This is a genomic window from Tolumonas lignilytica (genome assembly GCF_000527035.1).
In the GTDB taxonomy this organism is placed as follows: Bacteria; Pseudomonadota; Gammaproteobacteria; order Enterobacterales; family Aeromonadaceae; genus Tolumonas; species Tolumonas lignilytica.
The window spans coordinates 205,743-231,716 of record NZ_AZUK01000001.1 but is presented as its reverse complement, the minus strand read 5'-3'; the positions used below and the strand labels follow the sequence as shown (position 1 = coordinate 231,716).

Genomic DNA, 25,974 nt, shown 5'->3' with positions numbered 1-25,974 from the left:
AAGGCCTTTTTGAAGAAGGTTACCTGATTAGAACAATGTTTTGGTCAGGTTGAATAGCTCTTCGTTAAATGGTCGTTTCATGTTTTCGATGCAATCGATAATGTCATGATGGACCAGTTGATTTTGTTGCAGGCCGACGCAACGGCCACCCTGACCTTCAATCAGCAAATCAACCGCATACGCACCCATACGGCTTGCCAGAATACGGTCACGAGCAGTTGGTGAACCACCACGTTGGATGTGGCCCAGGATGGTTGCACGGGTTTCGAGGCCAGTATGCAGTTCAATCAGGTTGGCCAGCGCATTAACGTCGGTGACATGCTCACAGATAGTGATAATGGCATGACGTTTACCGCTTGAGATACCTTCATCGATCTGAGCCAGTAAGTCTTCTTTCTTGAAGCCTTTTTCTGGAACGATAACGAATTCTGCACCACCAGCAACAGCCGCTGCCATTGCTAAGTCGCCACAGTGACGGCCCATTACTTCAACTACAGAGATACGTTTGTGAGAAGTAGAGGTATCACGCAGACGGTCGATTGCTTCCATGACCACGTTCAGTGCAGTATCAAAACCGATAGTGAAATCTGTACCAGCAATGTCATTATCGATAGTGCCAGGCAGACCAATACATGGGTAACCCATTTCGGTCAGTTTTTTAGCACCCATATAAGAACCGTCACCGCCGATGACAACCAGCGCTTCGATGCCATGTTTATTCAGATTGGCAATGCCTTCGCGACGAACACTTTCTTCTTTAAATGCAGGGAAACGAGCTGAACCCAGCATGGTGCCACCACGGTTGATGATGTCAGAAACGCTACGGCGATCCAGTTTTTCAATGCGGTCGCGGTGCAGACCCAGATAACCGTCATGAATACCGTAAACTTCGATACCTTTAGCCAGTGCCGCACGAATTACCGCACGAATCGCTGCGTTCATTCCTGGCGCATCACCGCCACTGGTCAGAACACCAATTTTCTTGATCATAGTGTGCCTCTACATATGAAATACGAAAAAAACAGATTCTTGAATTGCGTACTACACATAGCCTGTCTTTATGATTATATCAGCTGTCTCGATATTCACCCTGGTTATATCCAGACTGTGTAATACAGAAAAGGCACCCGAAAAACGGATGCCTTATATAAAGCTATTACTTAGCTGCAGCTTCGATGATGGCAGAGAAATCAGCCACTTTCAGAGATGCACCACCGATCAGGCCGCCATCGATGTCAGCCTGAGCCAGCAGGTCAGCAGCGTTAGATGCATTCATTGAACCGCCGTACAGAACTTGTACTTTCGCTGCAACATCAGCATTGAAACCAGCCAGGTAAGCACGGATGTGTGCGTGAACTGCCTGAGCAATTTCAGGAGTAGCGGTTTTACCAGTACCGATTGCCCATACTGGTTCGTATGCGATAACTGCTTTAGCGAATGATTCGATACCAGCAACATCGATAACGGCTTTCAGCTGAGCTTCAACAACCGCGTTAGTCTGGTTTGCTTCAAACTGTTCCAGAGTTTCACCGATGCACAGAACAGGAACCAGATCAGCAGCTTGGATAGCAACATATTTTGCAGCTACAACAGCATCAGTTTCTGCATGCAGAGTACGGCGTTCGCTGTGACCAACCAGAGCGTATTTACAGCCAAATTCTTTCAGCATAACTGGTGAATTTTCGCCAGTGAACGCACCAGAGGTGTGAACGTCAGCATCTTGTGAGCCGTATTTGAGTGCAGAACCGGCAGTCAGTTGCTCAACTTGACCCAGGAAAATAACAGGTGCACAAACAGCAACTTCAACGTTTGCAGCTGCAGCTACTGGTGCTTTCAGACCTTCAACCAGAGCTTCAACAGACGCTTTAGTACCGTTCAGTTTCCAGTTACCCATGATCAGGTGTTGTCTCATTTGCTGTATCCTCAGGATGGTTTGTGATGTTTATAAGTAGTTGTACCGCATTATAGAAGGTGTGACGCCTGACGAATAGACGCCATTTTGTTACTGCTCGTAATTTTTTTTGCTTCTTACCTGCCGTTAGCAGAAACTTCACCTGAAAGTAACGAAATAGAGTGAAAAATCGCCAAATAATTAACAAATCAGTTACGAACAGAATTCCACAACCTTCCAATCCATTCATGCAGCGCCATTTCAGAGTACATCAAACAACGCCCTGAGGGTAAATATCCATAGAGCGGGATCTTTCCCTGAGCGATACGACCGACATATTGGGTCGGGGCCGGAATGATGTTGGCGTGTGATGATTTAAATAACTGCATGGCTCTTGGCATATGTGATGCGGAAGTGACCAATGCAGAGACATGAGTCCCAATCAGTTGACTATCTTGTTGTATTTCTTCTTCCGTATCTCTGGCATTTTCGATCAATGACATATCCTGCCGTGATACGCCATTGGCGGCGGCTACTCTGGCATACATCTCGGCTCCAGACACCGGATCGCCAGCAATACTGCCGGAAAAAATCATATGTGCCTGAGGATTCAATCGCTTAATGCGCAATGCCTCTGCTATACGGGCAGCTGCAGCTTCAGTGAGTTGGCTGCTGAGTGGAATACTGGGGTCAGAAATATGTCCGTGGCCAAGCACAATAATGAAATCAACGTGTTGATTTTCAGGAAAAGGGGGATATTGCTGTTCCAGCGGGCGAATCAGTATCTGACTGACAGGACGAACAGATAAGGTAATTAATAAAACCGTGGCTATCGAAATCAGGTGCTTGCCCATTTTTTGCCATTTAGTGCACCAAAGTAGCATGAGTCCGCAGAGGGTTAATAAAGAGCAAAATGGTAATGGCATCAATAGCAACCCGAGCCATTTTTTAAGCATAAAAATCATATCTTCATCCCGAATTGATAATCAAAATTCCCCGTTTTCACTGCTTATGACAGAATAGCGGCCTTTTTTATCGGTTGCAGCAGAATACACACCTATGTCAGATCACTCTTTTGATGGGTTATCAGAGAAATTTGCCCAAAATATTTATGCCACGAGTAAAGGTAAAATAAGAACTGCGGTGGTCTGGCGTGACTTGGAAATGGGACTGACGCGGCTAGGTGATCGTCCGTTACGGATTCTGGATGCTGGGGGTGGATTTGGATTTTTCGCACAGAAACTGGCAGCGTTAGGGCACGATGTCACATTATGTGATCTTTCTGCTGATATGCTGGAGCTGGCCAAAGAGCAGATCGAGGAAAAAGGGCTGACAGAACGAATTCGGCTAGTGCATTGTTCCATTCAGAGCTTGCCTGAGCATGTAGGGGGTACTTTTGATTTAATTCTGTGCCATGCCGTAGTGGAATGGCTGGCGGATCCCAAGCAAACGCTGGCGGGGCTACTGAACTACCTGAAACCCGGTGGATTATTTTCTTTATTGTTCTATAACCGGGATGCATTGCTGTTTCAAAGTTTGGTGGTTGGGAATTTTGACTATATCCGGGCTGGTCTGGTAAAAAAACGTCAGCAAAAGCTGACGCCGACAAATCCGCAAAAACCGGCCGATGTGTATCAATGGCTGGAGGAGTGGAATATGCCATTGTTATGTCGCAGCGGGGTGCGGGTGATCCACGATTACATGCGGCATAAAGAAGATCAGCATAAAAAATTCTCCGATCTGCTGGAGATGGAATTACGTTATTGTCAGCAGGAGCCTTTCGTTCACCTTGGACGTTATATGCACCTGTTGGCCAGTAAACCGTGATCAATAAGAGACGATATGAACGAACAACTTAGGCCTGAGCGCAGCCTGCCTGAATTGGTTGGCTGGGTAAGACAGGAACAGCTAGAACTTCATCTGGGTAATGAACGCTTGGCGTTTTTGATCGCGATATCTTCAATGGCACGCGATGAACATACTCAGGAATTAAGTGAAGCGGCGTTACATGATGCATTTGGTTATGTCAGTCAGTTGTACGGTCTGATGGACGAAACATTAACCGTGCGAGCTAATAATGCAGTGAATGAATTGGTCCGGCAGCGGTTGCTGTCGCGGTTTAACACCGATCCGGTTGCGGGTGAGAGTGTCTATCGTCTTACCCGACTGGCAGTTGGCATCATTGAGTTTTACCTCGATCAGCAGCAGGTGAACAGCGTTAAGCTCTCGCTGTTGCTGGAACAAGTCGCTGGGGAACTGGAAAAGGCCTATGCATCGGCAGTACAGGCCAGTGATGAATCAGCCTGGGATACTGAAGTCTATCCTCGTCTTAAGTATTCTGTGGAAGAGATTTTAAGTCGCATCGATCTGACTCAAAGGGCGATGGATGATCAACAAAATCAGGTAAAAGCGGATATTGCTGATCTTTTGAATCAGAACTGGACTCAGGCTATTCATAACTGCGAAAAATTGTTGCGGGAAACCGGGCAAACGTTACGCGAATTACAGGATACGTTGGATGCTGCCGGGCATAAACTGCAGTCTGGTTTGTTGAATATTCAGGAAACAGCCAGAGCACAAGCCATCATGTCGGTGCAGGTCGAACAGTTAACATTTGATTTGCAGTCGCGAATTGATGCAATCCTGAGTTGGGGGCAGCAATGCATTGAACTGTGGGCCCGCTATGACCGTCACGTACATAAATTTATCCGTAATGCGATTGATATGGATAAAAACCGCGTCTTCAGTCAGCGTCTGCGAGAATCCATTCGTGATTTTGATAAACACAACTGGTTGATGCTAGTTGCGCAGGAAAGTCGTTTGCTGGAATTAAGGGATGAAACACTGGTGCTTCATAATGATGAAATTACCGGTGAATTGCCTACCGTTCTTGAATTCCAGGAGATTCAGGCCCTAGATGAAAAACTATCTGAGCATATCGGTGTGTATTTATCTGATTTCCATATGCAGGGTAAACCGCTTGATATGGCCGATATATTGAAAGACTACTTACAACAATATCCTGAATATCAGCATTTCGATGTAGCCCGAATGCTGGTTGACCAAGCGATCCGGCTTGGTTATTCCGCCGCCGAATTAGGTGGTGTTCGTCATCCTAAGTGGAAACCTATTAACAATTCAGGCGCCAAGGTGCAGGCACATGTCATTGATCAATACTGAACTTCCTATTGCTTTGCGTTTGGCGCAGGCGATTGCTAACCCTTTGTTTCCAAAATTGGATACAGCATTACGCAGTGGTAAACACATTAGTGCAGATGATCTGGATAGTCACTCCTATCTGCTTGATTACCATGATGAACTGGAAAGTTTTTATAGTCGTTACCAGGTTGAACTCATTAAAGCGCCGGAAGGTTTTTTCTATCTGCGCCCACGGTCAACTTCAGAGATTGGCACTTCTGTTCTGTCTGAATTGGATATGCTGGTCGGTAAAGTCTTGTGTTATCTCTATTTGAGCCCTGAACGGTTGGCAAATGAAGGTGTTTTTTCCCTGCAGGATCTGCAGGAGGAAATCGTTTCTTTATCGGATGAACGTCAGTTATTGCGGATGGTGAATCAACGTAGTGGTGGTACGGATTTAGATAAGAAGAAACTGCAGGAACGCATTCGCACATCCATGCGTCGTTTACGTCGTTTGGGCATGGTGACGGCATTGGGCGTTGGCGACAAATTTCGGGTCAATGAAGCTGTGTTTCGTTTTGCTGCTGATGTGCGTACCGATGAAGATCCTCGTGCTGTACAGCTACGCATGATCCGTGAAGGCGAAGCAATTTTGCATGACGATGAATTACCAACCCGTGAAACCGTATGGGATTCACTGGATGAAGCAGAAGAAGACGAAGAGCAACTGGGGCTGGATATATGATCACGCGTGGTAAATTTCTCTCTTTCACCATGATTAACTGGAACGGTTTTTTTGCCCGTACCTTCGAGTTGGATCAGATGGTGACGACACTATCGGGTGGTAATGGCGCAGGTAAGTCAACCAGTATGGCTGCGTTGATTACGGCACTGATCCCTGATCAGACATTATTGCATTTCCGTAATACCACCGAAGCCGGAAGTTCATCTGCCAGTCGTGATCGCGGTCTGTATGGCAAATTACAGCGTGGTCACTGCTATTCCATGATTGATGTCCGCAATTCCAAAGGGCAACGGTTATGGTTTGGGGTGCATCTTGAGCAGGTGGCGAATCGTGATAACAAGGTCAATATTACGCCTTTCTGTATGCTGGATGTTCCGGAAAATCTGCTGCCAACGGAGTTTCTGCTAGAAAAACTGGATGATGATAAAGCCAAAGTCCGGCCCTTCAATGAATTGCGGAAGCAGGCCGCTGAATTAGGGGCGATTCGATTTGTTAAGTTCAATTCGGTGACCGATTATCATAACATCATGTTTGAATACGGAGTGACAGCCAAAAAGCTCCGTGATCAACGTGATCGCTCCAGATTCTATCGCCTGATCGAAGCATCATTGTATGGCGGTATCTCATCTTCGATTAGCCGTTCATTACGTGAATATTTACTGCCTGAGAACTCCGGGGTGCGCAAAGCCTTCCAGGATATGGAAGCGGCTATTCATGAAAATCGCCGGACGCTAGATGCCATTAAAGAAACCCAATCACAGCGTGATTTATTTCGTCATCTGATCACCGAAACTACAAATTATGTTGCCGCTGATTTTGTGCGCAATCAGAGTGAAAAAAATCGTCTGTCAGAGCTGGCTTTACATGGTCGTAAGCAGTTGCAGGATAAGCAACGTCTGATCAAAGAGGAAAAACAGCGCGCGATTTATCTGGCGGAAGAAGCCGAACAGATGACCGCGCGAGAAAAGCATCTTACCGAAGATCTGGAACTGGCATCTGAACACTTGGCCAAAGTGATGGCTGCCACCGGCTTAACCAACAAGATCATCCAGTATCGTGAAGATGTTGAAGAACTGACGTTAAAAGCGGAAGAGCAATCAGCAATTACCACCGAATTGGCAGAAGAAAAGTCAGAACTGGAATTGCGAAAAACGCAAAGTGAAGAAGAGGCTGACAGCCTGAAAAGCCAGTTGGCAGACTATCAGCAGGCACTGGATGTGCAACAAACACGAGCCATTCAGTTCCGACAAGCGGTCAATGCCTTGGAGCAGGCCCAAAAGCTGTGCGAGTTACCTGACTTAACACCGGATAACGTCGTCAATTTCCAGCAAACACTGCGTGAGCAGGAACAACAAGCGACAGATCAGGTTTTGTCGTTACAGCAACGTCTTCGTTTGGCTAAAGCGGCTGCCGATCAGTATGAAAAAGCCTATGCGGCTTTACAACAAATTGCCGGCCCGATTGCTCGGGAACAAGCCTGGGAAAAGGCTCAAGAGATTATTGAACAGGCCAGAAATTATCGGGCCGCACTTGCTCGACGGGCTCAGGTTGAACGCGCCTTACAAGATATTCGCCGTGATTTAGAGCAACAAAATGCGTTAGTTGGCATTCAGGAACAACTGTTGCGGCAACTTGAACAGCAGGGCAATAAGTACGATTTAACAGATAATGAACAGTTAAATCTGCTAGCGGAAGAGCTGGTGGTTCAACAGGATGATCTGCAGCAACGGCTTGAGCGTGATCAGCAAGATCGCATTCGGGTGTTGCATCAGGTGGATGCAACCCGACAGCAAATTGAAGCCTTGCGTAAGAAAGCGCCTGCATGGTTAGTTGCACACGAAAAACTCGATAAATTGCAGGAAATGACAGGCGAGACATTGGAGTCTCCAGTGGCTATCAGTCAGTTGCTGCAAAAAACACTGACGGAAGAGCGACGTCTTGAGCAGGAAAAACAGCAGCTGCAACAACAGAAAGACGCTCTGGAAAAACAGCTGCGTAATCTGCAGCAGTTTGCAGGTAATGAAGATCCTCAATTAGTTCGTATCAGCGAGCAATTAGGCGGCGTATTACTGACAGATGTCTATGACGATATCTCTCTTGATGATGCCCCTTATTATTCTGCGTTGTTCGGGCCGGCACGCAGTGCGATTGTCGTGATGGATCTGGACGGTGCCATCAAGCATCTTAATACGTTGAGTGATTTACCTGATGATATTTATCTGATTCAAGGGAATCCGGACTCCTTCGACGAAAATCTGCATGAAGCCACAGAATTCGATAAGGCAGTCTTAGTTCGTGCTAGTCAGCGTGAAGTGCGTTATTCACGTTATCCGGAAATTCCGGTTTTTGGTCGGGCGGCACGCGAGCAACGTATCGAACTGTTATCCGCCCAACGTGATGAAATTGTTGAGACATATGCCAAAACTGCGTTTGAACAGCAGAAGCAGAACCGGTTGTATCATCACTTGAGTCAGTTCATGACAGAGCATCTGCATGTGGCGTTTGAAGATGATCCCGAAGCGGCTCTGACAGCTCTGCAATCTGAAATCCGTCAGGCTGAAAATAATCTGCAACAACAGCAGCAAAATGAACATCAATATCGTCAACGGATGACGGCATTGCAACAACAGCAACAGCTGGTTGTGCGTCTGCAATCGCAGTTCAACCTGCTGTTTGATATGACATTAAACGAACGCTTGTCACAAGCAGAAGCGGAGTTTGCAGCCTGTCATGAAGCTCAGTTATTTCTTGATAAACACGAAAAAGCATGTCGCCAACTGGAATCAATGTTAGATGCCTTACGGGAAGATCCGGCGGCATACGATGAATTACAGCAAGCAGGTTTTGTTGCGGAACAACAGCTTACTGATGTTCGCCGCCAAGCGTTTGCACTGGATGAACTGTTTGCCCGTCGGGCATATTTTGCCTATCACGATGCAGAAAGTTTGTTAGATCAGACATCAGAAATTAGTGAACGACTAAAGCAAAAACTGGCGGATGCCGAGCAGCTTCGTCGCCAACTGACGGAACAGCTGAAACAAATCGTACAACGGTATCAGGATGCCATACAGGTACAAACGGCATTACATTCCAGCCTGCAAGCCAAGACTCAGACTCTGCAGGAGTTTGAGCGAGAATTACAGCAGATGGGGCTACAAGTTGCCGCAGATATGGAAGATCAGGCGAGAGGTAAAAAGCGTGATCTGGAAGATCAGTTGGTGCGAACCCGTAGCCGTCGGACTCAAGCTGAAACGCAATACCAGATTTGCCGTCGTGATATAGATAGCTTAAATCAACGCTTTAATGCTGAAAATAAAGAATATCGCGCCGCTCGACATTTGTTGCTGGAGCATAAAAAGAGTTGGAGTCGCGTGTTAACCCTGGCTCGGACGAACAGTGTTGAGAAGCAGTTGAATCGCCGTGAATTGGCATATCTGGATGCGGATGAATTGCGCTCCATGTCAGACAAGTCGCTGGGGGCTTTACGACTCGCGGTAGCGGGTGATGAGGCATTACGCGACAGTTTACGCTTGTCCGAAGGAAATCGTCAGACAGAACAAAAAGTTCAGTTCTATATTCAGGTTTATCGTTACCTTAAAGATCGTATCCGACACGACATCATTCGTTCTGATGATCCGATTGATGCGATTGAAGAGATGGAAATTGAACTGGCTCGTCTGGCAGATGAACTGAAGCAACGTGAAACGCATCTGTCTCTGTCATCACATGAGGTGGCGGCAAAAATTACGAATATCATCCGTCGTGAACAGAATCGTATTCGCGTCATGAATCAGGGCCTGCAGAATATTACTTTTGGTCAGGTCCGCGGTGTGCGTCTGAATGTTAATGTGCGGGAGGCATATGCCCGTTTGCTGCAAACATTGGGTGAACATGCTCAGCAACACCAAGATCTGTTTGCCAGCAATGAACTGACATTCTCTGAGGCCATGGCCAAACTATTCCAACGCTTGAATCCTCACATCGATCAGGGTGATCGCAGCTTCCAGGTATTAGGTGAAGCCTTGCTGGATTATCGTAATTACCTTGAGCTGGAAATTGAGGTGTTGCGTGGTGTGGATGGTTGGTTGCGGGCAGAAAGCGGTGCTTTATCGACTGGTGAAGCGATCGGTACGGGTCAAGCTATTCTGCTGATGGTGCTGCAAAGCTGGGAAGATGAAAACCGTCGTCTGCGCAGCAGTGATCTGGAACCGTGTCGTTTGCTGTTCCTTGATGAAGCAGCCCGTTTGGATGCCAAGTCAATTGCGACCCTGTTTGAATTGTGTGAGCGACAGGATATGCAGTTACTGATCGCTGCACCGGAAAACATCAGCCCGGAAAAAGGGACGACCTACAAACTCATCCGCAAGGTGCATGGCAAGCAGGAACATGTTCATGTGGTCGGTCTGCGTGGCTTTGGTGGTAATACTGAAGCGGCATAATCTAAAAAAGGCAGCATAAGCTGCCTTTCTTTTGGATACAGGAAGCGAAGAGATATGACGGATCTCAACACTGCATCTGCTGCGCTGGTTGAGCGTTTGCTGACTAAGCGGCAAGTCAGAGTACGCAGACGTTGGGCTATTATTCAGTTAAATATCTGGCTGCAACACGGCTGGGTGACGGCTCAGGGAGAGGGTGTATATCAACTGACTAAGACAGGAGAGCAAACATTCCGTCAGCAACTTATGGCTCATTCTCTTCCGTCACTTGAATTGATACTTCAGCAACTGGATATTCAGTTACCAGAACATTGTAACAGCCGGATCATGTCATGCTTGTTAAATCAGGAACGGGTGATTTCGGAAGAACAAATTCACGAACACGACATCAAATTGCAGCGTGACAGCTACCTGCTGCTACGCAGTGATTTACCGTGCAGTATCTTTATGCGCTCAGGCGAGCTTCTGGATATCAGTGCGTTATTACGAGCCTGGGGAGAGGTGGCCATTCCAGAGCGTGTGATTCCTGATATCAAAAAAATATTGTGGAAAGATGGTCAACCGCACCACATTATTACCGTTGATAATCGAGACACTTTTGTCAGTCTCTCTTTGCCACCAAACTCGTTACTTATTCATGCGCCAATAAAAGCGACTTATCTGGCAGAACAATTTATGCTTGCTCTGATGCATGATATGCCATGGAGCCATTTAGGTGATTTGTCACCCGATGGTATTTTGCAGGCGGCAGAATTTGCAGCGCGGTTACAACGTCCATTGTCATTGTATTTACCAGCAAATTGGCCAGATTATTTGCGGTTGCTAGGGCACCCTTTGATGACAGAAGAGAAATGGCCACTGGCTGTGTTGTCGCGTAAACAACAAATCAGTTTGCAGTTTCTAATTGAAAATCAGCAAAAGCTCCCCCAGCAAGTGATGGTATATGCAAAAAACTGGCTTCATGTAGCATAGATTGATAATAAGCGGTGGTCGCTCTCTTTTTCGGGTGGTATAACATACCCAAATCTAGGCGAATGATTGCCTATCCCCCAACTAGCCAAACAAAACAGGACGAAACATGTTTGAGAAGGTGACTCAGGCTCCGGCAGACCCTATTCTGGGCTTAACCGAAGAATTCCGTAATGACCCGCGCAGTAACAAAATCAATCTGGGTGTCGGCATTTATAAAGATGAAGCTGGCGCCACACCCATCCTCAATTGTGTAAAAAAGGCAGAAAAAATTCTGCTGGAAACAGAGACCACCAAAAACTATCTGAGCATTGAAGGTAATGCGGAATATGGTCAGTTAGTACAGGCGCTGCTGTTCGGTGCTGATCACGAAATCGTCACCAGTAAACGAGCGAAAACGGCACAAGCACCGGGCGGGACTGGTGCATTGCGTATTGGCGCTGAATTCCTTTTCCGTCAGGGCGTTTCTAAAAAGGTTTGGATCTCTAATCCAACCTGGGTAAACCACTTCCAGGTATTCGGTGTTGCTGGTATGGAAACTGCCGAATACCGTTATTATTCTCCAGAAAGTAAAGCTCTGGATTTCAACGGCATGTTGGAATCGCTGTCTGCGGCAGTGGCTGGTGACGTGGTGCTGTTGCACGGTTGCTGCCATAACCCGACCGGCGTTGATCCGTCATTAGAGCAATGGGAAGTATTAGCAAAATTCTGTGCCGACCGTCAGTTGCTTCCTTTCTTTGATTTTGCTTATCAAGGATTTGGCCGTGGCGTCGAAGAGGACGCGGCAGGGCTGCGTACGTTCGCTAAATATAATAAAGAACTTTTGGTTGCCAGCTCGTTCTCTAAAAACTTTGGTTTATATAATGAGCGTGTAGGTGCTATCACTGTGGTGACTACTGACAGTGAAGTTGCCCTGCGTTCATTCAGCCAAGTAAAAACAACGATTCGGGCGAATTATTCCAATCCTCCATCACACGGTGCCGCCGTTGTTGCCACTGTTCTGAAAGATACAACCTTGCGTGCCGAATGGATTGAGGAAGTGAAGATGATGCGCGACCGTATCTGGGAGATGCGGGAATTGTTCGTGCAAAAATTGAAGGCAAAAGGGATCCAACAAGACTTCAGTTTTATCACTCAGCAAAACGGCATGTTTTCGTTCTCCGGGCTGAATAAAGAGCAGGTTGCCCGTCTGAAAAATGAATTTGCGATTTATATCGTGGGTTCTGGTCGTATCAGTGTTGCGGGTATGACTAAAAACAACATTGATGCCTTGATCGATGGTATTGCTGCTGTTATTTAAATTATCTAATGCGAATTAGGTAAAAATAAGGCCTCTGAACAGAGGCCTTTTTTACGCCCGATCGGAAATAAAAAAGGGAGCCGAAGCTCCCTTGGTGTAATAGATAATTACACGCTAATTATTTAGCGATATTCGAATCAATGCCTTCAACAAACCAGTTGATTTGGGCTAATTCTGCGTCAGTCAGAGAGTGACCTGCTGGTACCACTTCTTTGCCTGTATTGTCTTTGATTGGACCAGTGAACGGTTTGAACTCACCAGTTTTGATTTTGGTATAAGTAGTGTTAATGGCATCTTTAACATTTTTTGGCAAGTTGTCGTTAATAGAAGCCAGACGTACTACGTCATCAGCAAAACCACCCCAGTAATCCTGAGGTTTCCAGGTACCGTTTTTAACTGCTTCCACAGTTTTCAGGTAATGTGGTTCCCAATTGTCTTGGATAGAGAAAATATGCGCTTTAGGACCATAGCTTGCTACATCAGAAGCCTGACCTACAGCACGGATACCCCGTTTTTCAGCCACCATCATTGGTGCAGGGCTGTCAGTATGCTGCATCAGAACATCAACACCCTGGTCGATTAAGGCGTTGGCAGCATCGGTTTCTTTACCTGGGTCATACCAAGAGTTCACCCAAACAATCTTGATTTTTACATTTGGATTAACTGATTTGGCACCTAAGAAAGTAGCATCAATATCACGGTACACTTCAGGAATTGGGAAAGAGGCGATGTAACCAATCGTATTGGATTTGGTCAGCAGACCAGCAGCAACACCAGCAACATAACGACCTTCGTAAGCACGTTGAATATAAGTGCCTACGTTTGCCGTACGTTTGTAACCGGTAGCATGTTCAAATACGACATTAGGGAATTTTTTCGCTACTTTCAGCGTTGGATTCATGAAGCCAAAAGAGGTAGTGAAAATAATTTTATTACCACTTTTTGCCAGTTGCGTGATCACGCGTTCAGCGTCAGCACCTTCTGACACATTCTCTACGAAAGTGGTTTTAACTTGACCAGGCAATGCTTTTTCCAGTTCTTTACGGGCGCGATCGTGTTCATAGCTCCAGCCATGATCGCCAACCGGACCAACATAAACAAAACCTACTTTCATTGGTTCATCAGCAACAGCGGCCAGAGAACAGCCCGCAGTTAACGCTGCAACAGCAAGTAAACGAAATATCCTTGTCTTCATTCGTATTTCTCCGATTATTTTTAAGATACACAAGCAAAGCTTGCGGCTCATCAATCACACAGCAAAAGTAATCAATGAAAAATTAAACTCTGGAATCGAATGTCTGACCCAATGACATGGGTGCCGAAAGTTTTTCCTTCATTCGATTCGAGCCAATAAAAATCATGACAATCAGTGTAGCCAGATACGGCAGCATCGCCAGCAGGTTAGGGGATATCTTCATCCCTAAACCTTGTAAAACCAAGTGCATGATACTGGCAATACCAAACAGATAAGCACCCAACACTAAGTTTTTGGTTTTCCATGAAGAAAAAACCACCAGCGCCAATGCGATCCAGCCACGACCACCAGTCATATTTTCCATCCACATCGGTGTGTAAGCCAGCGACATATATGAACCAGCCAAACCAGCCATGGCACCGCCAAATAAGATAGCCATGTAGCGCACCTTCATAACAGGCAGGCCAATGGCGTTGGCATTATATGGGTTCTCGCCAACAGCACGCAGAATCAATCCACCGCGTGTTTTGGTGCAAAACAGGCCCACGGCAATCGTGATCAACCAACTCAAGTAAATAAGCGGATCGTGTTTAAAGAGTATACTTCCCAAAAAAGGAATATTGGATAAAACAGGCACGACAATAGCGTGAAAACCTTTCACGGTTTGACCGACATAGGTTGAACCAATAAAAGCACTCAGCCCTGTACCAAAAATCGTTAAAGCCAACCCTGTGGCTACCTGATTCGCTTTCAGGTGCATACTGATCACGCCAAAGAGGAGAGACATCAGCATGCCAGCAAGCATGGCCATGAGCACGCCGAAAATAAGAGAACCAGAGGTTGCGGCAGCGATAAACCCACACACCGCACCCATCAGCATCATGCCTTCCTGTCCGAGGTTTAAAACACCTGATTTTTCACAAACCATTTCACCTAATGCGACCAGCAATAATGGTGTCCCTGTCTTAATTGCTGCGGTCAGAATTTGCAGAAGCAATTCATTATCCATGCTGAGTTTCCTTTGATTTAACTTTAACCAGACGATATCGCAACAGGAAATCGCTTGCTAATAACAGGAATAGCAGTGAGCCTTGGAATAAGCCTGTAATGGCTGTTGGAACACCGAGGTCTATCTGTGCCATGTCGCCACCCATATAGATGAGACCCAGGAACAAGCCTGAAATGCACATCCCGATAGGGTGTAAACGACCTAACCACGCAACAATAATAGCCGCATATCCATAGCCAGGAGAAACCGATGGGACTAATTGCCCAATAGGGCCAGAGACTTCGCAGGCACCCGCTAATCCAGCCAAGGCACCCGATAACAACATAATGCCCCAACGCAAGCGGCGGATTGAGAACCCGGCATAGTGCGCAGAGGATTCATCATGACCCAAGACCCGGATCTGAAAACCCAACCAGGTAAAACGTAATAACACCCAGCATAAAATTGCGGCCAGCAGCGCAAATAGCACTCCTAAGTGTACTCGCGTATTCTCAATCAAGATCGGCAAGAGCTGATTGTCGGAGAACATGGCTGATTCAGGGAAACCCATTCCGGCAGGATCTTTTAACGGTCCGTGAACGGCCCATTGCAGTGTGTAGAGGGCGATATAGTTCAACATGATCGTAGACAGAATGATGTTGCTGTTGAACCATTGGCGTAACGCAATGGCGATACCAGACCAGCACATGCCAGCCAGAATCCCTGAGATCAAAGCCAGCCAGACACTGATTGCGCTATCGCTAAATTGCAGGCTGACAGCACTGCCAACGACAGCACCAATCAGCAGTTGTCCTTCTGCTCCGATGTTCCACAGGTTCGCTTGATAACATAAAGCTAGCCCGATAGCACAAAGCAACATGGGGGCCGTTTTAACCAGCAGTTCGCCCATATTATAGCCATCAGAAAGCGGGCTCAGGAAAAAGACATGCATAGCATGAAAAGGATCTTTACCCAGGAAACTGAATAATCCCATGCCCAGCAAGATGGTCAAAAACACCGCGATGAGCGGTGAAATGAGTTGCAGATACCATGGGATAAAGGTACGAGGTTGAAATTGCCACATAGTGGTTTATTCCTGCTCCAGAAATTGTCCGGCCATCCACTGACCGATCTGATTCGTGCTTGTTTCCTGCGTTTGTACAACAGGAGACAAATAACCATCGAATAAGGCTGCAATGCGATCACTGATTAAAAACAGTTCATCAAGATCTTCAGAGATAACAACGATAGCCGCACCTCGATCACGAAGTTCCATCAGTTCACGGTAAATGGCATTGGCTGCACCAATATCCACACCCCAAGTCGGATGGGCGCAAACAAATACATTCGGTTCGAGTGCTAACTCGCGACCAATAATGAATTTTTGCAAGTTACCACCAGAAAGCGATTGCGCAGGAGCATGTTCGTTATGACATTTCACTTGATGCTGTTCAATCACATCACGAGTGCGCTCAGATACCTTATTCCATTTCACCCAACCCCAACGTTTTAACCCTAGAGTTGCGTTTGTCAGCAGCAGGTTTTCTCGTAAACTCATCTTGGGTGCAGCACCATGTCCCAGTCGTTCGGCGGGAACATAAGCCATACCCAGTTGACGGCGATTACCAACTTTTAAGCGTCCGACCGGTTTGCCATTCATGATGATCTGATCACTGTGCGGGCTTAACCATTCACCACTTAACACGCTTAACAGCTCTTCTTGTCCATTACCGGCAACACCGGCAATGCCCAGGATTTCTCCACCACGCAATGAGAAATTGAGCTGCTTTAAAGCACAGGCAAATGGGTTCGGTGCCGGATAGGAGAGGTCTTTAACGGCCAGACTAATTTTTTTGCTGGAACGGCGTTCATACGTTTCAGCAATGGCACTGTCGCCTACCATCATCCGGGCGATACTTTCCGGCGTTTCGTTCGATGGAATACAGGTGCCCGTCACACGCCCACCACGCAGGATGGTCGCGTTGTGGCAAAGTGCGGTAACTTCTTTCAACTTATGACTGATAAACAGGATCGTACAGCCATCAGCGGCTAATTGACGTAAAACCGTAAACAGGCTGTCCACTTCCTGCGGGGTAAGCACAGAAGTGGGTTCATCCAGAATAAGTAGTTTTACTTGTTGTATCAGACACCGAAGAATTTCGACACGTTGGCGTTCGCCCATGGACAAGCTAAACACATATCGATCTGGATCTATATTCAGTCCGTAATTTCCTGACAGCTCACGGATGCGTCCTGCTAGATCACCGATTTGTTCCCGCATTGACGGGGTTAGACACAAATCAATGTTTTCCGTGACGGTCAGCGTTTCAAACAATGAAAAATGTTGAAACACCATACCGATGCCTAATTCGCGGGCATGAGAAGGAGAACGAATTTGTAACTCCAAACCATCCCAAACGACAGAGCCACTGTCCGGGGTCACCAAACCATAAATGATTTTGACCAAGGTTGACTTTCCTGCACCATTTTCGCCCAATAGTGCATGGATTTCACCACGTTCGAGCTTCAAATTGATCTTGTCATTCGCAAGACAGCCGGGATATTGCTTCGTGATATCCCACAATTCAAGCTGGTAATGATGCGTTGTCATCCTCTTTACGACACTCCATTTGCGGGTGTAAAAATTTGATGTGCGAGTTAAGCAAAAAATTGTCCAATTTGCCATTTTTTCTGCATGTAAATTCACTGATCAGCGAAAAAATCACCATGCAGAGGTATGAATCTCGGAATATTGTGCCAAAGATTGGCACTGGCGTTGATCCATATCATGATTTCAACGCTTCGGTATTTTAATTGAATAAGCAGCTATCTGTGTACAAATTATGTACGCCTAATATGGCATTTTTTCGCTTGCTGCGGAATAGACAGCAGATTACAGGCCAACTCGATAAATTGTTGCTGTTTTGTCGTGGTATCTTGGACGCAGCTTCAGCACAAGAATGATGAAATGACAGAATAATGAAATGAATAGTTACGAAATCAAAAACAACGGGTTCACCAATTTCTTTTTACGACATCCGCCCGCGATATTGAGTCTGCATCGTAAAGGGCTACAGATTTTTGATGGTGAAAAGAAAATTATTCTGCCATTCAGTCGTCTGCATGCCATTCCACAGATCAGATATCGCGTGTTTTGGTCGCATTTGTTCGTTTCGACAGCCAAGAAAACATATCTGTATAAAGGATTCAGTTCATCGCAGTTGCGACGCTTTCTTGCAGCGTTCTCTGAGCAATTCACGACCTACATTCAAGAGCAATTAAAATTGGAGTATCGGGAAGCGAAGCAGCTCAAAGCGGAGATCCGGCATTTTCTGGATGCCTCAACGTTCAGGCGTCATTCCCAGAGTCAGAACATAATAAAGCAAGCCCGTGATTTACTTGCTCGAACTTCAGAACATTTACGTGAGCAATTTGCCTCTGCTGCGCATGCGCCAACGCTGAAATATCTCGCGGACTTTATTTCTGCAGCCGAAGGTAAAGTCGCACGATGTAATGCAAAATTTATGAAACAAGAATTACTGCGCTATCAGTCATTCTTTGACGGCATTGAAAAGAATCCGCTCACGTTGGCGCAACGTCAGGCGTGTATTACCGGGGAAGATCATAATCTGGTTTTAGCGGGGGCAGGGACAGGCAAAACAAGCACCCTGATTGGACGGACAGGATATCTGATTGCATCTGAACAGGCCGCACCCGAGCACATTCTGATGCTGGCGTTTGCGAGAAAAGCGGCTGAGGAAATGCAGCTACGTCAGGATCAATGCTTACAGCCGTTAAAACTAAAAAATACGCCGGTTATTAAAACCTTTCATGCTCTTGGACTGGAAATTATCGGTACCGTGGAGGGGGCATGGCCACAGATCACGCTCTTTGCCGAAAATAGAGCGGCGTTTTCACAATTTATCAATCAGACCATTGATCAGTTGATGGCCGAACCATCATATCAACAACAGGTTTATCGATTTTGTGATAGCCAGGGTGCATTAAAACAAACCAGCGAGTTTTCCTCGTTGATGCTTGAGTTTCTGGTGTTATTCAAGCAGTCGCAGCAAACATTGAGTGAACTGACCGCGAGAGTGAAAAAACAGAAAGAGGCTGCCCGTTCCTCTGTGTTCTTATCACTGTTTTCACCGGTTCTGATGCGGTATGAGCAATATTTAAGCGCACGCAATGAAATTGATTTTGCCGATATGATCGGGAAGGCGATCAAGTACGTGGAGTCTGGTCGATTCGTGTCACCCTATCGGCATATCCTCGTGGATGAGTTTCAGGATATCAGTCAGGATCGGGCTCGTTTGTTGAAGGCGTTGCTGGCGCAGAAGGAAGATGCGGTATTGTTCGCGGTTGGTGATGACTGGCAGTCGATTTATCGATTTACGGGGAGTGATATTAATATTACCCGTCGATTCAGTGCTTTATTTGGTGCCACCGCAGTGACAACGCTGGATCTGACATTTCGTTTTAATAACCAGATTGGTGATGTTGCTTCTACATTTATACGGCAAAACCCGGAACAAATTCCGAAAGAGATTCGTTCCGTGACAACAGTTAACTCTCCGACTATTTCATTAATTGATTCATCAAAGCCGGAACAGGGTCTCGAACGTGCATTAACTTCTATTGTGCAACAAGAACTTGCGCCGTCAGATAAAAAGATCACGGTAGCCGTGCTCGCCCGGTTTAATTTTATGTTAGACAACATCCCGTTTGCTCAGCTCGGAAAGCAATATCCGCAGTTGGATATTCAGTTTATGTCAGTACATGCTTCGAAAGGAAAAGAAGCAGATCACGTCATAGTTTTAGGTTTGAATAACGGGAAATATGGATTTCCGAGTCAGAAGGAGACAGATCCGGTTTTGGCTCTTTTGCTGCCGGAGCAAGAAAAGTACCCTTATGCGGAAGAACGACGGTTATTCTATGTGGCATTAACCCGGGCAAAAAATCGGGTTTATCTGGTATATAACTCTCATGATGCCTCTCCTTTTATTCATGAATTGATCAGCCAGCATTATCCACTTTCATAAGACATTGATATGAAAGCTAATCGTGATCCAATCAAACAAAGATGCGCTTTAGTTGTTATTTAGCGCTAGACTGGATCTCCGATTATTCATATGTATCGATAATGGTATGGACGAGACTCAATCCCTTACGCATTCTGACATCAAGACGAATAGCACGCGCTTTCAGGTGCTGGGCGCAATCAGTTTTTCGCATTTTCTTAATGACATGCTCCAATCGCTGATATTTGCCATTTACCCACTGCTGAAAGGTAACTATGCGCTGAGTTTTACGCAGATTGGATTTTTAACACTGACCTATCAGTTGACAGCTTCCATTTTGCAGCCAATGGTGGGTTTTTATACGGACAAACACCCCAAGCCATATTCACTGGTGCTGGGAATGGGGTCAACCTGTACGGGCTTGCTGTTATTGAGCCACGCGAATACATATCCGTTATTGCTGATCGCGGCGGCGATGGTGGGGCTTGGTTCTTCTATCTTTCACCCTGAGTCATCGCGTGTTGCACGAATGGCTTCGGGGGGGCAGCATGGTCTGGCGCAATCAATCTTCCAGGTAGGAGGAAATGCCGGCACCGCGACAGGGCCATTGCTGGCTGCACTGATCATTTTCCCTTTCGGGCAAGGCAGTTTAGCGTGGTTTTCATTAGCCGCGTTGCTTGCGATGTTTGTTCTCTGGCGGGTGGGAAATTGGTATCGCGTACAACATCGTCGTCAGAAACAGTCAGTGACGACACGACCCATGACGCTGTCTCGTAACCGGATCGCGGTTGTGATTGGCATATTATTGTTACTGATTACGTCCAAATATTTATATCTGGCGAGTTTGACGAACTATTATACGTTTTATTTGATGCATCACTTTGGGCTGAATGCACAAACGGCGCAGTATCATTTGTTTATTTTTCTATTTGCGGTGGCAGCAGGCACCGTATTGGGCGGCCCGATTGGTGACAGAGTAGGGCGTAAACGTGTCATTTGGTTCTCTATTTTGGGCGTTGCGCCGTTTACATTGACGTTACCGCATGTTGATTTGTTTTGGACATCTGTTCTGTCGTTTATCATCGGTTTTATTCTGGCATCCGCATTTTCCGCCATTCTTGTCTATGCGCAGGAATTGGTTCCAGGTCGGGTAGGCACAATATCCGGGCTGTTTTTTGGCTTTGCATTTGGAGTTGCAGGTATTGGGGCTGCCCTAATTGGGAAATTAGCCGATCAGTATGGCATTGAATATGTTTATCAGCTCTGTGGGTGGTTACCGTTGATGGGGGTGATCACGGCGTTATTACCTTCAATGAAAAAATAATTTTGGGGGTAAATGGATGATGTGTTGCGCTTTCTTGCCGAGTTCATTTCAAGGTGAAAAACCCGATCTATACTGAAAGTGTACTTGCGATCGAACAGTACACATAAGGAGCAAGATCATGGGGAAAATATGGCAAAGCAATAAAGAACAGAAGAAAAAACCGATGATGACGCACAAGGAAAAAAAGGCCATTAAACGAGAGAAAAAACATCCTCAATAGTCGTATCCAGTTTCTGATTCGTTGCCACCCGTAACCCAGCCATGTTGCTGGGTTTATTTTTGCTGCCAGCTACTCTTAATCTGGCTGGGTTGCGAGCCAAAGCTTGCTGTCTTTCCATTCTGCACACCACTGCGGAAAAAGATCTGCTGGCATGGGTTTGGCAATGCCATATCCTTGCACATGGTTACAGCCCAGTTGTCCCAGTTTTTTACCCTGTTCAAGTGTTTCCACTCCTTCTGCTATGACGTGTCGGTTGAAAACAGAGGCAAGCTGAATCACACCTTCGACGATGCCTAAGTCATCGTTATCTTCCAGCATGTCGCGCACAAAACTTTGATCTATTTTCAACGTATCAACAGGCAAGCGACGCAAATAAGTCAGAGAGGAATAACCCGTACCGAAATCGTCGAGTGAGAAATGCACACCTAATTTCCGACAATCATGCAAAATAGCGATGGCTTGCTCCATATCTGCGATCGCCGCACTTTCGAGAATTTCCAATTCAAAATTCACCGGCAATACGCTGGGGTATTTATGGAGTGCGGTTTGAAGATACTGACTAAAACCGGGTTTAAGTAAGTGATTTGCGCTGACGTTGACACTGACCCGAGTGGTTATTCCTTGCGTTGACCACATAGCGGTTTGCGCAAGGGCCCGATCAATGACCCATTCGCCAAAGGTAATCTCTAATTCGCTGCCATGGATGAACGGAAGAAATTCAGCGGGAGACATCAACCCGCGTTCCGGATGATTCCAGCGGATAAGGGCTTCGGCACCGATAATTCTGCCATCTGTCAGGTCAACCTTGGGTTGATAAAAAAGAGTAAATTCCCCATGCAGTAAACCATGATGCAATTGCTCCATCAGGTTCCGATGCTGTTGTGCCTTTTGATCCCTTACCGGATCAAACAGTTGATAGCAGTTTTTTCCAGATTCCTTGGCGAGATACATGGCCTGATCGGCATGACGAAGTAGGGTATCGGGATCTACATTATCTTCTGGATACAGGCTGACACCGATACTGGCGGAAATCTGCAGCATGTAATCACCACATTGACTCTCTTGATTGATAACCTTTAGTATCCGGTCCAAGATCAGGGTGCAATCTTCTGCTGATGTGATTTCGGAGAGCAGGACGACAAACTCATCGCCGCCTAATCGAGCCAGTGTGTCATCAGCACGCAAGACACCTTTCAGATTCTGCGTGATAGCAATCAGCAATTGATCGCCCACCAGATGACCGAACCGATCATTAATATTTTTGAAACCATCCAGATCAAATAAGCAGACAGCACAGGAGGAGTTTTTCCTTGCGGAGCGGATGATGGCCTGGTTGAGTCGATCAGAAAGGAGTCGACGGTTTGGTAACCCAGTGAGTGGATCATAATGTGCGACACGATCCAGTTCTGCCTCATGTTCTTGATGTTCGGTGATATCGGCAATCGAGCCTATTATTCGCAATGCATTGCCCTGAGGATCGCGTAAAAGAGCTCGTCCACTGATGCGGGCCCATTTCAGCATTCCAGAATGCGTAATAAGTCGAAAACTGAATTCTAGCGACAATATTTTACCTTGCTTATGGTCTTCAATATTTTGCAGAACATAAGCCCGATCTTCCGGATGGATTAATTTTTCAAAGAAAGCAAAATCATGGGTATCTTCATCCGGAGAATAGCCGATCATTTCAAGATAGCGTGGGGAACGATAGACGGTACCAGCGCAGATGTCCCAATCCCAGAAGCCATCGCTAATCGCCTCGACCACCAGTTGGAAACGTTCTTCGCTGATTTTAATTTGCTGAATTAACTGTTTCTGCTCGGTGATGTTGCGTGCAATACCAAACAGCCCAGCGATATTTCCGTTTGTATCAAACACCGGCCCTTTCGTAATCAGAAAGGTGAATGCTTGACCATTTTGCGTTGTCAAATTTTCAATTTTTGTCTGCACTTGCTTGGCGGCAATGACGGCCTGATCTTTGGCGATGAGTTCTTGGGCGGTTGCTTCAGAAAATAATGCGTAATCGTCAAATCCGATTAACTGATCATGTGCTCTGCCTACAAATTCAGCCGCTGCCGTGTTGGCCAGAATGTAACGGCTATTGAGATCTTTGACAAAAATGGCGTCGGAAGTACCAGAAACGACTGCCGAGAGTAAATGACGATCAGAGATTTGTTTGGCGATGGCACTGTGCAGCAAATAACTCAATACGCTGACAGCAATGCCGTTGATGGCCAAAAAGGCCCATTGCAGTTGGACATAGGGTACATGACTCAGCTCATGCAGGTGAGGAATAGACGCCATATCGACACCAGCCACGAGCAGAATGGTGGCCAGTAGCCCGGGTAGCAAACCGCCTATTAATGCGCTCAGAATGATGGGAAACATAAAAAAGATCATCATCGGACGCTCCGCGACCATCACTGGCAGATCGGCTCGCAGCCCAAGCATGAGAAATGAAATCAGCAGGGTGAATCCATAAATGAGGAGTTGCGATTGTTTGCCATGAGCTACACCGTCAAAAAGTGTACTCAGGAAAAAACGCGATTGTTGGGTCGGTGGTGCTTCCGGGGGAACAGCACGTAAGACAAAGAAAAATACGGTGGCTGATGTTATGACAAAAAAGACACCCTTTAATGTCGAAAACCACAACAAGGCATCTTTACTGGCAAAGAGAGATAACAGGCGGTCTGACAGAAAAATCCAAGCTAGCGAGAGGATCACATAACCTAATATAGCCAATACGATAAAACGACTACGAGGATTCTTTAGCATACAGCTCGATACCTTATAGTAAGTGTTCTGGCAAGTATGGCAGACCCGGTCGGATATTATTAACAATACATGTTATTTGCGTGTTAATAATGTGGCTGGTTACTCTTTTACGGTTTGCATTTCCGGGCTGCTAATGATTTTTTCGATCTTGAAAGAGGTGTTACTCAACCATGTATTACTGATGGTTCGGTAGGCGTCCATGTCGGTGCAACGCAGCCGCAGCATATAGTCAAACGGGCCACTCACTAACCAACAGGCCAAGACGTCAGCGCGCTGATTGACTTCAGCCTCGAATGCTGCTTGCGCTGCTCTGCCACTTTGACTGGCCAGAGCGATCTGCAATTGCAGAATTACGCCATTTTGAGGCGGCGCAGGTTCGTCGATCAACGCAGTATAACCTCGGATCACGCCGACACGTTCCAGTTTGCGTACCCGTTCCTGACATGGCCGGGGTGTGAGATGAACCAATTCAGCCAGCCGTTGATAACTGATTCTTCCATCAAGTTTTAGTATTTCAATGATCTTTTGATCAATGCGATCCAACTTGTAGTTAGATGTTGTCACGTTTGTTCACCTGTATCTTGCTCAAGCCGATATGTAATCGGTGTTCAGATTATTTGCTCTAAACAGCGGAATCGGCTGTCGGGGCCGCTGTTTTGCCTGAAATTGCATGTCCATATTGCTGAATACAACCGAAATGACGAAGGGCAAATCTGCAAAATAGTCTGCATCACTTCGTTAATTTGAGCATAAGTCATGCAAACAACCCAACATATATTGATAGTTCGTCCTAGCCGGTTTGAATGTAATCGGGAAACGACAGGAAGTAATGCGTTTCAACAACCGGGAGAACATTCTGCATCATCACACGATGCAGCAGTGAAAGAATTCGATGCTTATGTCAGACAACTTCGTGATGCGGGTATTGATGTAACCGTTGAGCAAGATTCTGTTGAATATCATACCCCTGATTCGATCTTTCCGAATAATTGGGTGAGCTTTCATGATGATGGTGCCGTCGTACTTTATCCTATGGAGGCAGTTAATCGTCGTTTAGAACGCAATCTCTCTCTTTTGCAGAAACTGAAAGAGAGATTTGAAATTCAGCAGATCACTGATCTCTCGTCATTTGAATCAAACAATCAGTTTTTAGAGGGAACCGGGTCTCTGGTGCTGGATCGCGAACATCGCATTGCATATGTCTGTCGTTCGTCCCGGAGTCATACATCCGTCATGGCTGAATTCTCCCGGCTGCTCGACTATCAGGCATTCTGGTTTACGGCTCAGGATGCGGCAGGACGGGATATTTATCATACCAATGTGATGATGAGTATCGGGCGAACTCTGGCTGTGGTGTGTCTGGAAGCGATTCGTGATGAAGATGAACGGAATGCATTGGTGAAATTACTGAAACAGACAGGAAAAAGTGTTTTAGATATCTCGCTACATCAAACCCTTCATTTCGCCGGAAATGTGCTTGAGTTACACAATAAGGCGGGCGAACCAATAATGGCCATGTCACAAAGAGCCTGGGATGCATTAAGTCTATCTCAGCAAACACTGCTTACTACCCATGTAAAGCCGGTGATTGCCAAACTGGATACTATTGAGATATTGGGTGGCGGTGGTGCACGTTGCATGATCGCCGAAATACACCTACCGCTGCGTAATTTCCAATAAATATGAACATGTCTAACTTATAGCAGATGAAATTATATTATTGGCTCAGTATTGTATAAATCAATTGAGTCAATAATTATTCATATTAATATTATTTTGTTTTTAAATAATCATTCTCTAGGGCTGTTTTTTAAAAAATTGAGGCATATCTGTAAATATATGTCGCAAATCTTATTGTTATCACTCATGTGTTTTGAGTGTGGAATTGGTGCGAATTTGTTTCAAAATGATTCATTTTCGGTTCGTATATGAATCACAATCTTCCTTTTTATTGCTTCATTTTGTGTTTTTG

18 protein-coding genes are annotated in these 25,974 nt (G+C 46.0%); 9 read left to right on the top strand and 9 right to left on the bottom strand.

Annotation, left to right across the window (positions count from 1 at the left end; all coding sequences use genetic code 11):
* Nucleotides 1–27 precede the first annotated feature (27 nt).
* The 3 genes from pfkA to elyC form a co-directional block, all read right to left on the bottom strand.
* Nucleotides 28–990, bottom strand: coding sequence for a 6-phosphofructokinase (gene pfkA, locus H027_RS0101030; protein WP_024870678.1), 963 nt, complete (start codon nt 988–990; stop codon nt 28–30).
* A 166-nt stretch (nt 991–1,156) separates the two neighbouring features.
* The gene (gene tpiA, locus H027_RS0101025) at nt 1,157–1,912 is read right to left on the bottom strand and encodes a triose-phosphate isomerase (RefSeq protein ID WP_024870677.1); all 756 of its coding nucleotides are present in this window, start codon (nt 1,910–1,912) and stop codon (nt 1,157–1,159) included.
* 188 nt (nt 1,913–2,100) lie between these two features.
* The gene (gene elyC, locus H027_RS17350; protein WP_051448940.1) at nt 2,101–2,856 is read right to left on the bottom strand and encodes an envelope biogenesis factor ElyC; all 756 of its coding nucleotides are present in this window, start codon (nt 2,854–2,856) and stop codon (nt 2,101–2,103) included.
* 94 nt (nt 2,857–2,950) lie between these two features.
* Between elyC and H027_RS0101015 the strand changes: the two genes are divergently transcribed.
* From H027_RS0101015 to H027_RS0100990, 6 genes are all read left to right on the top strand, one after another.
* On the top strand, nt 2,951–3,718 hold the full coding sequence (locus tag H027_RS0101015; RefSeq protein ID WP_024870676.1) for a methyltransferase domain-containing protein: 768 nt from the start codon (nt 2,951–2,953) through the stop codon (nt 3,716–3,718).
* Between the two features lie 15 nt (nt 3,719–3,733).
* The gene (gene mukF / locus H027_RS0101010; RefSeq protein WP_024870675.1) at nt 3,734–5,071 is read left to right on the top strand and encodes a chromosome partition protein MukF; all 1,338 of its coding nucleotides are present in this window, start codon (nt 3,734–3,736) and stop codon (nt 5,069–5,071) included.
* A complete protein-coding gene (mukE, locus tag H027_RS0101005; protein WP_024870674.1) occupies nt 5,052–5,774 on the top strand; it encodes a chromosome partition protein MukE in 723 nt (240 codons plus the stop codon). The genes mukF and mukE overlap by 20 nt, the downstream gene beginning before the upstream one ends.
* On the top strand, nt 5,771–10,213 hold the full coding sequence (mukB, locus tag H027_RS0101000) for a chromosome partition protein MukB (protein ID WP_038149125.1): 4,443 nt from the start codon (nt 5,771–5,773) through the stop codon (nt 10,211–10,213). Before mukE ends, mukB begins: the two co-directional genes overlap by 4 nt.
* Before the next feature lie 54 nt (nt 10,214–10,267).
* A complete protein-coding gene (locus H027_RS18210; protein WP_024870672.1) occupies nt 10,268–11,182 on the top strand; it encodes a hypothetical protein in 915 nt (304 codons plus the stop codon).
* Nucleotides 11,183–11,288: 106 nt separating this feature from the next.
* Nucleotides 11,289–12,479, top strand: a complete 1,191-nt coding sequence (locus tag H027_RS0100990; protein ID WP_024870671.1) for an amino acid aminotransferase — start codon at nt 11,289–11,291, stop codon at nt 12,477–12,479.
* A gap of 118 nt (nt 12,480–12,597) precedes the next feature.
* On the opposite strand, the gene H027_RS0100985 is transcribed toward H027_RS0100990, so the two are convergent.
* The 4 genes from H027_RS0100985 to H027_RS0100970 form a co-directional block, all read right to left on the bottom strand.
* On the bottom strand, nt 12,598–13,674 hold the full coding sequence (locus H027_RS0100985) for a BMP family ABC transporter substrate-binding protein (RefSeq protein WP_024870670.1): 1,077 nt from the start codon (nt 13,672–13,674) through the stop codon (nt 12,598–12,600).
* An 82-nt stretch (nt 13,675–13,756) separates the two neighbouring features.
* A complete protein-coding gene (locus H027_RS0100980; protein WP_024870669.1) occupies nt 13,757–14,683 on the bottom strand; it encodes an ABC transporter permease in 927 nt (308 codons plus the stop codon).
* A complete protein-coding gene (locus H027_RS0100975) occupies nt 14,676–15,746 on the bottom strand; it encodes an ABC transporter permease (RefSeq protein WP_024870668.1) in 1,071 nt (356 codons plus the stop codon). Before H027_RS0100975 ends, H027_RS0100980 begins: the two co-directional genes overlap by 8 nt.
* Before the next feature lie 6 nt (nt 15,747–15,752).
* Nucleotides 15,753–17,273 carry an ABC transporter ATP-binding protein gene (locus tag H027_RS0100970; protein ID WP_024870667.1) on the bottom strand — a complete coding sequence of 507 codons (1,521 nt, stop codon included), beginning with the start codon at nt 17,271–17,273 and terminating at the stop codon, nt 15,753–15,755.
* A 373-nt stretch (nt 17,274–17,646) separates the two neighbouring features.
* On the opposite strand from H027_RS0100970, the gene helD reads away from it, so the two are divergent.
* Together helD and H027_RS0100950 are read left to right on the top strand one after the other, a co-directional pair.
* Nucleotides 17,647–19,707, top strand: a complete 2,061-nt coding sequence (gene helD, locus H027_RS17340; protein WP_024870666.1) for a DNA helicase IV — start codon at nt 17,647–17,649, stop codon at nt 19,705–19,707.
* A 106-nt stretch (nt 19,708–19,813) separates the two neighbouring features.
* Nucleotides 19,814–21,010: an MFS transporter gene (locus H027_RS0100950; protein WP_024870665.1), complete on the top strand. Its 1,197-nt coding sequence runs from the start codon at nt 19,814–19,816 to the stop codon at nt 21,008–21,010.
* Nucleotides 21,011–21,305: 295 nt separating this feature from the next.
* On the opposite strand, the gene H027_RS0100940 is transcribed toward H027_RS0100950, so the two are convergent.
* Together H027_RS0100940 and H027_RS17335 are read right to left on the bottom strand one after the other, a co-directional pair.
* Nucleotides 21,306–24,002 carry a putative bifunctional diguanylate cyclase/phosphodiesterase gene (locus H027_RS0100940; RefSeq protein WP_024870664.1) on the bottom strand — a complete coding sequence of 899 codons (2,697 nt, stop codon included), beginning with the start codon at nt 24,000–24,002 and terminating at the stop codon, nt 21,306–21,308.
* A gap of 99 nt (nt 24,003–24,101) precedes the next feature.
* Nucleotides 24,102–24,566 (bottom strand): Lrp/AsnC family transcriptional regulator, encoded by a 465-nt coding sequence (locus H027_RS17335; RefSeq protein ID WP_038149122.1) that lies wholly within the window; start codon nt 24,564–24,566, stop codon nt 24,102–24,104.
* Nucleotides 24,567–24,758: 192 nt separating this feature from the next.
* Here H027_RS17335 and ctlX point away from each other — a divergent pair, with 192 nt between their 5' ends.
* Nucleotides 24,759–25,682: a citrulline utilization hydrolase CtlX gene (gene ctlX, locus H027_RS0100930; protein ID WP_024870663.1), complete on the top strand. Its 924-nt coding sequence runs from the start codon at nt 24,759–24,761 to the stop codon at nt 25,680–25,682.
* Nucleotides 25,683–25,974 lie beyond the last annotated feature (292 nt).

Bases quoted from the DNA above. Each gene is read 5' to 3' on its own strand.
- H027_RS0100990 (WP_024870671.1), top strand. From the start codon at position 11,289: ATGTTTGAGAAGGTGACTCAGGCTCCGGCAGACCCTATTCTGGGCTTA.
- helD (WP_024870666.1), top strand. From the start codon at position 17,647: ATGAATAGTTACGAAATCAAAAACAACGGGTTCACCAATTTCTTTTTA.
- H027_RS0100975 (WP_024870668.1), bottom strand. From the start codon at position 15,746: ATGTGGCAATTTCAACCTCGTACCTTTATCCCATGGTATCTGCAACTC.
- H027_RS18210 (WP_024870672.1), top strand. From the start codon at position 10,268: ATGACGGATCTCAACACTGCATCTGCTGCGCTGGTTGAGCGTTTGCTG.
- tpiA (WP_024870677.1), bottom strand. From the start codon at position 1,912: ATGAGACAACACCTGATCATGGGTAACTGGAAACTGAACGGTACTAAA.
- H027_RS0100980 (WP_024870669.1), bottom strand. From the start codon at position 14,683: ATGGATAATGAATTGCTTCTGCAAATTCTGACCGCAGCAATTAAGACA.
- H027_RS0100940 (WP_024870664.1), bottom strand. From the start codon at position 24,002: ATGCTAAAGAATCCTCGTAGTCGTTTTATCGTATTGGCTATATTAGGT.
- H027_RS0100970 (WP_024870667.1), bottom strand. From the start codon at position 17,273: ATGACAACGCATCATTACCAGCTTGAATTGTGGGATATCACGAAGCAA.
- mukF (WP_024870675.1), top strand. From the start codon at position 3,734: ATGAACGAACAACTTAGGCCTGAGCGCAGCCTGCCTGAATTGGTTGGC.
- H027_RS0100950 (WP_024870665.1), top strand. From the start codon at position 19,814: ATGGACGAGACTCAATCCCTTACGCATTCTGACATCAAGACGAATAGC.
- mukE (WP_024870674.1), top strand. From the start codon at position 5,052: ATGTCATTGATCAATACTGAACTTCCTATTGCTTTGCGTTTGGCGCAG.
- ctlX (WP_024870663.1), top strand. From the start codon at position 24,759: ATGCAAACAACCCAACATATATTGATAGTTCGTCCTAGCCGGTTTGAA.
- elyC (WP_051448940.1), bottom strand. From the start codon at position 2,856: ATGATTTTTATGCTTAAAAAATGGCTCGGGTTGCTATTGATGCCATTA.
- H027_RS0101015 (WP_024870676.1), top strand. From the start codon at position 2,951: ATGTCAGATCACTCTTTTGATGGGTTATCAGAGAAATTTGCCCAAAAT.
- mukB (WP_038149125.1), top strand. From the start codon at position 5,771: ATGATCACGCGTGGTAAATTTCTCTCTTTCACCATGATTAACTGGAAC.
- H027_RS0100985 (WP_024870670.1), bottom strand. From the start codon at position 13,674: ATGAAGACAAGGATATTTCGTTTACTTGCTGTTGCAGCGTTAACTGCG.
- pfkA (WP_024870678.1), bottom strand. From the start codon at position 990: ATGATCAAGAAAATTGGTGTTCTGACCAGTGGCGGTGATGCGCCAGGA.